Here is a 6,624-nt window from a genome sequence, read left to right as displayed (position 1 = left end):
CAATATATTTATGACCATTAATCACCTTTTTGGCCTTTTTTTGATGCCGTTGCAATTTCAAACCCATGAGTCACGACGTATACACGGTCACTGTCCCGCCATATTACGCTTATTACCTTCCCTTTGTTTTCAGATATTTTATCAACGTGCGCCTGCAGCAGCTCAACGCTGTCCATGATTTCTGTTACGACGTATTGCATCAGACATTCCTCCTCTATCTCTCTCAAAGAGCGCCGACCCTGTTTCGCGCTCCCCTATGTCTCGCAATACGCCGATGCCTTGCACAACACGCGTCCTGACGTGCCGGCACGAATACCCTCGGCAAACCGAAGTGGCTTTTCGGCCCAAATGGCTCGATCTTGGGGCCCGCACTTACAAAGCCGATCGCCCGGCGTTTGAGGTTGACGTCGATGATTGTGCGCCAGCGTCCGCCTGTCATCAGTTTGTCAACGGCGCGCAGCGTGTTCCCGACCTCGGCATAGCTCAGATCGTCCGGCGAAAGCCGGCGCCAGGTTTCGGCGAGAAGCATGCCGAGCTCGTCGCGCGAGGCGACCAGTGCCTCGCGAAACTCCCGCGGCGACGCGGCATAAGCTTCGTCGAACATCGGTTGGATGACGCGAAAATAGTCAGGGCTGTCCTCCAACCTGTCCGACAGGTCTTCCTGGTCTTGGCCAATCAGCCCGCGCGCGACGAGCTCCTCGTGGAAGAGGTCGACGAAAATGTCGAACATCGCGCCGGTCAGCGGCTGGGCGAGAGCGTGCTCGTCGCGCCAGCCTTGCACGAAATCCAGCATCGACAGCGGGTTGGCGGCGAGCCTGATCTGGCTGTTGCCGGATAGCTCGGCGATGCGGTTGACGAGATTGCGCGTATAGAGATTGCCGTGGCTGGCCTCCAACAACTCGTCAATGACGGAATCGAAATGCAGGGCCGCGACAAGAGCTGTCAGGTCGGCTGCGGATTCGTGAAAGCCGTAATACTCCGCGCCGACCGTCCCGGGATCGGGTACGCCGATGATGGAATAGATGATGCAGTGGCCGACCTCGTGGGCGACAACGTCGAAGTTGAGGCTGAACGGCTCAACCTGGCCATCCGCCGTCTCGTGGATGCCGACCTCCAGAAAGCCGTAACCCATGAAGGCGTTTTCGTGCAGATTACGCTGTATCACCAGTTCAAGGCGGTCGAGGTCGCGCTGGAAATGCCAGGCGATGGGATGGCCGAAATATTTCTCCCAGACGTCCAGCGTGAAGCGCACCGAGCCGAACAGATGCGCGGCCTCGAACTCTGGATCTTCCGGCGCGATGTGGTCGAAATGTCCATCGGCATCGGGAAACGCCGGCGGAAAGACGTCGCCGGGCCATGGCGGCAGCAGATAGAGCGGGTCGCCGCGCAAATTTTCCGCCAGGCCGTAGGCAAGCGCCTTGCCAATGGGATCAACGACATACATGCGCTCGTCACCCGGGCCAGGCCCGACCGATCCTGCCGGCGACGACACAATCACGATTTCCGGATGACGAAAAGACTCCAGGAACGGCGCTTGGGCGAACAGCCGGAAGCGCGTCCCATTCTCGAATACAGAGCCTACCCCTTCAAATGCCACGCTTGTCCTCATGGACAGAGACATGCACGTCATATTCACTGCAATATCGTCGGCGAATGCGCTTTCAAGTTAGCCCGTTTTCGTCAGTCAGGCCAGAGTCATCGGACGCATTGCGGCCGGCCGTGAACGTATATTCATGAGCCAGCAGGTCATAGAACTTGTCGACGCCGGGCAATCCGATGGAGATGGCATAGTCGGCAATGTCTCGAGGAACGGGTCGACCGAGCTGTGTCTCGAAATACCAGGCTGCCAGCAGGGCACGTGGCATCGGCGCGGATGACGATGGCGAGGGACGCTGCCTGGCCAGGGCGTTCTTGCGATAGCCCGTGTAGAGATCGAGTTCGCGCAACCGGTCGAGCATGCCTTGATGCAGCTCGGAATCGCGGTCTCGCGCCAGCGTCTCGACGGCTGCATCATCCCCGATCTTGCGCTCCAGCCCCGCAAGATCCGTTCCGTTTTCGCGCACCCAGTCGATTACGTCCGTTTGCCGCATAAGCCCGCGCCGCGAGCGGAACTCGCCCATCGCCCTCCTGATCGCGTCGCGATCAGCCGCCGCGTCCTTGTCGCCGCGGACGAGCAGGCGAAGCAACGCATCGCGGCGCACCTGCCGATACTCGCCGCGCAGCCGGAGCTCATCGAGAATGGCATCCTCTTCAGCAGTGACTTCGCCGCAGATCCACGCAGTTTCACGTCGCCAGGGCGCATTGTGCCAGCTCTCCGTCCACTCGAAATGGAAGTCGGGAGGTGCCGGCGTGGCGCCACCGCGGACAAAGGCATCCATCTCCTTGAGCAGTTCCAGCCCGTCCTCGCGCTTCCTGTCGACCCTTCCGGTTCGCAGCCAGGCAGCCAGCTTCTCCGCCGTTCGCGGATCGCCGACATCCGCCAGCACGTCAGGCCAGGTTCTATGCTGATAGAAGCGCGCCTTGGACGAAGCTGCCAGGCGCGCAGCTGTCGGCATGTCGATGATTCCTTGTGCGACCGCCTTCTCGAGCGTCGCGCGGATATTGACCATCGGCTCGCTCAGGCGGATGTATCCGGCCTCCGGCGGGCCATGGATAAGCGCGACCTCGTCATCGTCGGTGAGTTCGCCGTCGCGATATGCTTCGAAAATGCGTCCGACGCCGCGCATGCCGAACGAATGCAACTCCGCGGCGCGCAGTGCGCCCATGCTGGACGCACCAAATACGGCGATCCCGCGCGTCAAGGCCCAAAGTATCTCCTTGTGCAGGACCGCCGGCTGACCGTCGAAATAGCCGTCGATGACGCCGATCGCTTTAGGGCTGCCACGCGTGACGGCATAAAGGTCTCCTTGGCGCACGGGGGGGCGGAATTCGAATCCGCTGTATGGCGCGATGTCTTGCGCGCTGAGACTCGGACCGCAAAAGACGACCGGGTTCATTCTCCCTCATCCGACATTCGGCGAGCTCGCTCGCCCGGCACATAGTGGTCATGATCGTCCGGGCCTTCGAGGCCAGGTACCACAACGCGAACGACAGGCAGGCCGATGTCCTCCTTGGCCAGATCGACGGTGATGACCTCGTTTACGCCTGCCGCCTGCAACTTTTCGATCAGCCAGGCCACATTCTGCGCAACCCCCACATTCGGCGCACCTCGTGCGGCCCTGTCTCCGGCAGAGGCAATTCGCCTCGTGGCGGAGCGCTCGGCAAGCAATCTCTCGGAGCGCCGGCGGCGGTTCTCTCGATAGGCTTCCGAATACTCCTCGGTGGCCAGATCGTCTCGTGCTGCCGATACATAGGTCGTTCGCACCTGGGCGGCCTCGATGAGCGTCTTCAGCAACGCGGTCTCCGGCACCGGGTGCGCTGCCGCGCCTATGCCGTAGTGGCTGTTTCGGTCCCGGCGATCAGCGATCAGGCAGAAAAAGGCCGGCACACCGACGTCAGAGGTCGTCTCCCAGGCCGCAACCTCGAAGTCCGCGCTTTCGAGCTTCTTCAACACATCGCGGCACGGGCCGTCCGGCACACTGCCGAGATCGACACCGGTGCGCCGGCGGCGAGCGGACGGCATCTGGTTCCACAGGGAAGTCGCGTCGCGTTCGACGATCTCGCAAATCCCGTGATGGATCGCTTCATCGAATGTGTTTCCAGAGGCCAGCCCGTTGCTGCTGCAGTCAAAGAAGCCGCTTCCAGGAGGCGGGGGGACGGTGAAGTTCGCCCGCACCGACTCGAACGGCAGCCAACGCGCCTCACCGGAGATCATGTCCCTGCCTTCAATCCACAGCGTCACGATATCCCTGCTGAATGGCCTGCCGGTAATGCGAGGCAGCCTCCCAATCTCGGCGAACCGGTGCGATCGGGAGAGTTCAGCCATACTGCCGAGCTTCAGAGGGCGCTCGATGTGTTCTGCGTGGTAAAGTTCCACCGATTCCATCAGCCCGGAAGCCGTGGCTGAATCCAAATCGATGCCCTTGCCTTGCGACACAGCCAGGGAACGGGCGTTGGGGCGACACACCATCACCACCGGGATGCCTATGCGATCAAGCCCGGTCACATTGGCGACCCTGGTGATCCCCATTCGCGCCCAGTGCGGGCGCACCCGGGCAATCACGCCGCGAGCGCCTTCCGCGCGATAAGACGTTCCCGGCAACGCGCCATCCGCCAACGACACCAACTCCTGGACCCCGAGAGATCGCGTGACCTTAACGATTTCCGCCGGCCCGCAACAGAGCAGGCTCGCGGCAGGGGCGTAGCCGTGTCCGAAACTGCGAAGAGCTGCCGCAAGGCGCGCTCAAAGCGTGTTGGGGATTTTAGGGACTTAATGGTCGGAGTGGCCGGATTCGAACCGACGACCCCTTGACCCCCAGTCAAGTGCGCTACCGGGCTGCGCTACACTCCGGACCGGTCGCGATGTATCGTGATAACCCCGTGCGGGTCAACCGAATTCGGCGACTATGCTGGAGATGAAATTGCCGGCACCGGTCCCGGTCGCACCGCCGCCCGCAACTGCCGCTGATGGCGGTATTCCAGCGCAATCGCTCCCCAGATCAGCCCGAGCAGCAGATAGACATGGCGCCAGTGGTCGATGTCGATGAAGGTGCCGAGCCCGATATTGCCGATGAAGGCGACATAGGCGCACAGGAGATAGGGTTGCCACGGCCTGTCGCGCAACAGGATGCGGAAGCCGGCTGATATGGTCCACAAGGTCAGCGTCAGGAAAGACACGAAGCCGAGCCAGCCATAGTCCATCAGCATCTTCAGCCAGATGTCGTGCGTGTCCTCGCCGAAGATCGTGCCGAAGACGAGCGGTCCGATGCCGAGCGGGTGTTCCAGCGCCATCTGGAAACCGATCGCGTAGCGGGCAAAGCGGCCGAGGCGGGCCGTGTCATAGCTCTGTTCCAATTGCGCTCGGCTGGAAAACATTTCCGAAACGCCCGGAAGTTGCAGGATGACAAGCATCGCGAAGACCAGCAGCGCAATGGCTGCGATGGTCATGACGACGACGCGCAGCCGGAACTTGCCGCTGGCGCTTTGCAGGAACAGGGAACCGGTGAGCAGGATCGCCGAGACGCCGAACATGCCCCAGGCGCCGCGCGAAAACGAGAAAAAGATGCCAGCCGTGATGACCAGCAGCGGCACCGCCAGCAATGGCATGCGCGAGACCGGTCCGGTCAGCAGGAGATAGAGCAGGTAAATGCCGGGCAGCACCAGGAACGGCCCGAACACATTCGGGTCCTGGAAGGCGCCGGCTGCACGGTCGTATTTGGTGAAGATCTCCGCACCAGGGAAGACATGGAAATAGCCGGCAATGCCAAGCAACGCGGTCAGCACCGCGGAAACGACATAGGCGAGGAAGATCAGCCGGTAGAGGCTGGGCTGGACCGCGGTCACCGAGGCGAAGAACACAGCGGTGAAGGCAAGGAACAGCGATACGGCGAGATAGAGCGGCGTGCTGGCGAGGTCCGACATCTGCGTCATCGAGATCATGCCGCCGATGTTCATGATCACCAGCAACACCGTGAGCGGCGCCGCCGCGCGCGATATGCGCAGGCCGAACAAGGCCCACACCACCATCAGTCCGACCATATAGAGGTCGTAGGGCGCCGGCTCGGCAATGACGAAGCCGGACAGGAAGACACCGAGGAACACCGCGCCTGACGAAATCAGCGCGATCAGCTTGGCGTTGACCGCCGAAGGCGGCAACGTGTTGACCGCGGCCGACGGCAGTTCATGGGTGACGGCGCTAATAGGCGTTTTCCGTGTTGAGCAGCCGCACCGGTGTCAGGAACAGGATCCTGAGGTCGAACAGCATTGACCAGTTCTCGATGTAATAGAGGTCGTATTCCGTGCGCATGCGGATCTTCTCATTGGTGTCCATCTCGCCGCGCCAGCCATTGATCTGCGCCCAGCCGGTCACGCCGGGCTTGACCTTGTGGCGGGCGAAATAGCCGTCAACCACCTCATTGTAGAGAAGGTTGTGCGACTGGGCGGCAATGGCGTGCGGGCGAGGGCCGACCAGCGACAGCGAACCGAAAAGCGAATTGAAGAACTGCGGCAACTCGTCGATCGAGGTCTTGCGGATGAAGCGGCCGACGCGGGTCACGCGCGGATCGTTCTTGGTCACCGTCTGCTTGGCCGTCGGGTCCGCCCTGTCCGTGTACATCGAACGGAACTTGTAGACTTCGACGATCTCGTTGTTGAAGCCATGCCGCTTCTGACGGAACAGCACCGGCCCCTTGCTGTCGAGCTTGATGGCGATCGCGGTCGCCAGCATCACCGGCGAAAACACGACGATGCCGATGATCGAGAAGACGATGTCGAAGGCGCGCTTGGCGACCGAATCCCAGTCGTTGATCGGCTTGTCGAAAATGTCGAGCATCGGCACGGAGCCGATGTAGGAATAGGCGCGCGGGCGAAACTGCAGTGCGTTCGAATGCGCGGAAAGCCGGATATCGACCGGCAGCACCCAGAGCTTCTTAAGCAATTGCAGGACGCGCGATTCGGCGGTGAGCGGCAGCGACACGATCAGCATGTCGATGCGGGCGATGCGGGCGAACTCGATCAGTTCGGAAA

The 6,624-nt window shown here is 61.6% G+C and carries 6 protein-coding genes and 1 tRNA gene; all 7 read right to left on the bottom strand.

Features of this window, described 5'->3' with window-relative positions:
• Positions 1–17: 17 nt before the first annotated feature.
• Positions 18–200 carry a hypothetical protein gene (locus CN311_RS32370; RefSeq protein ID WP_133117297.1) on the bottom strand — a complete coding sequence of 61 codons (183 nt, stop codon included), beginning with the start codon at positions 198–200 and terminating at the stop codon, positions 18–20.
• Between the two features lie 23 nt (positions 201–223).
• Positions 224–1,498: a gluzincin family metallopeptidase gene (locus CN311_RS31180; protein WP_208866609.1), complete on the bottom strand. Its 1,275-nt coding sequence runs from the start codon at positions 1,496–1,498 to the stop codon at positions 224–226.
• A 163-nt stretch (positions 1,499–1,661) separates the two neighbouring features.
• On the bottom strand, positions 1,662–2,915 hold the full coding sequence (locus CN311_RS31175) for a TfuA-like protein (protein ID WP_208866608.1): 1,254 nt from the start codon (positions 2,913–2,915) through the stop codon (positions 1,662–1,664).
• A gap of 77 nt (positions 2,916–2,992) precedes the next feature.
• The gene (locus tag CN311_RS31170; protein WP_208866607.1) at positions 2,993–4,216 is read right to left on the bottom strand and encodes a YcaO-like family protein; all 1,224 of its coding nucleotides are present in this window, start codon (positions 4,214–4,216) and stop codon (positions 2,993–2,995) included.
• A gap of 157 nt (positions 4,217–4,373) precedes the next feature.
• Positions 4,374–4,450 (bottom strand) — tRNA-Pro (locus CN311_RS31165).
• 53 nt (positions 4,451–4,503) lie between these two features.
• A complete protein-coding gene (locus CN311_RS31160) occupies positions 4,504–5,799 on the bottom strand; it encodes an O-antigen ligase family protein (protein WP_165779917.1) in 1,296 nt (431 codons plus the stop codon).
• A partial coding sequence (locus CN311_RS31155) for an exopolysaccharide biosynthesis polyprenyl glycosylphosphotransferase (RefSeq protein WP_133117296.1) occupies positions 5,795–6,624 on the bottom strand: 830 nt, incomplete at its 5' end. The genes CN311_RS31160 and CN311_RS31155, both read right to left, overlap by 5 nt.

The sequence above is a fragment of the Mesorhizobium sanjuanii genome, assembly GCF_002529485.1.
Lineage (GTDB): Bacteria > Pseudomonadota > Alphaproteobacteria > Rhizobiales > Rhizobiaceae > Mesorhizobium > Mesorhizobium sanjuanii.
This window is presented reverse-complemented; position numbering and strand designations above follow the sequence as displayed.

Bases quoted from the DNA above. Each gene is read 5' to 3' on its own strand.
- CN311_RS32370 (WP_133117297.1), bottom strand. From the start codon at position 200: ATGCAATACGTCGTAACAGAAATCATGGACAGCGTTGAGCTGCTGCAG.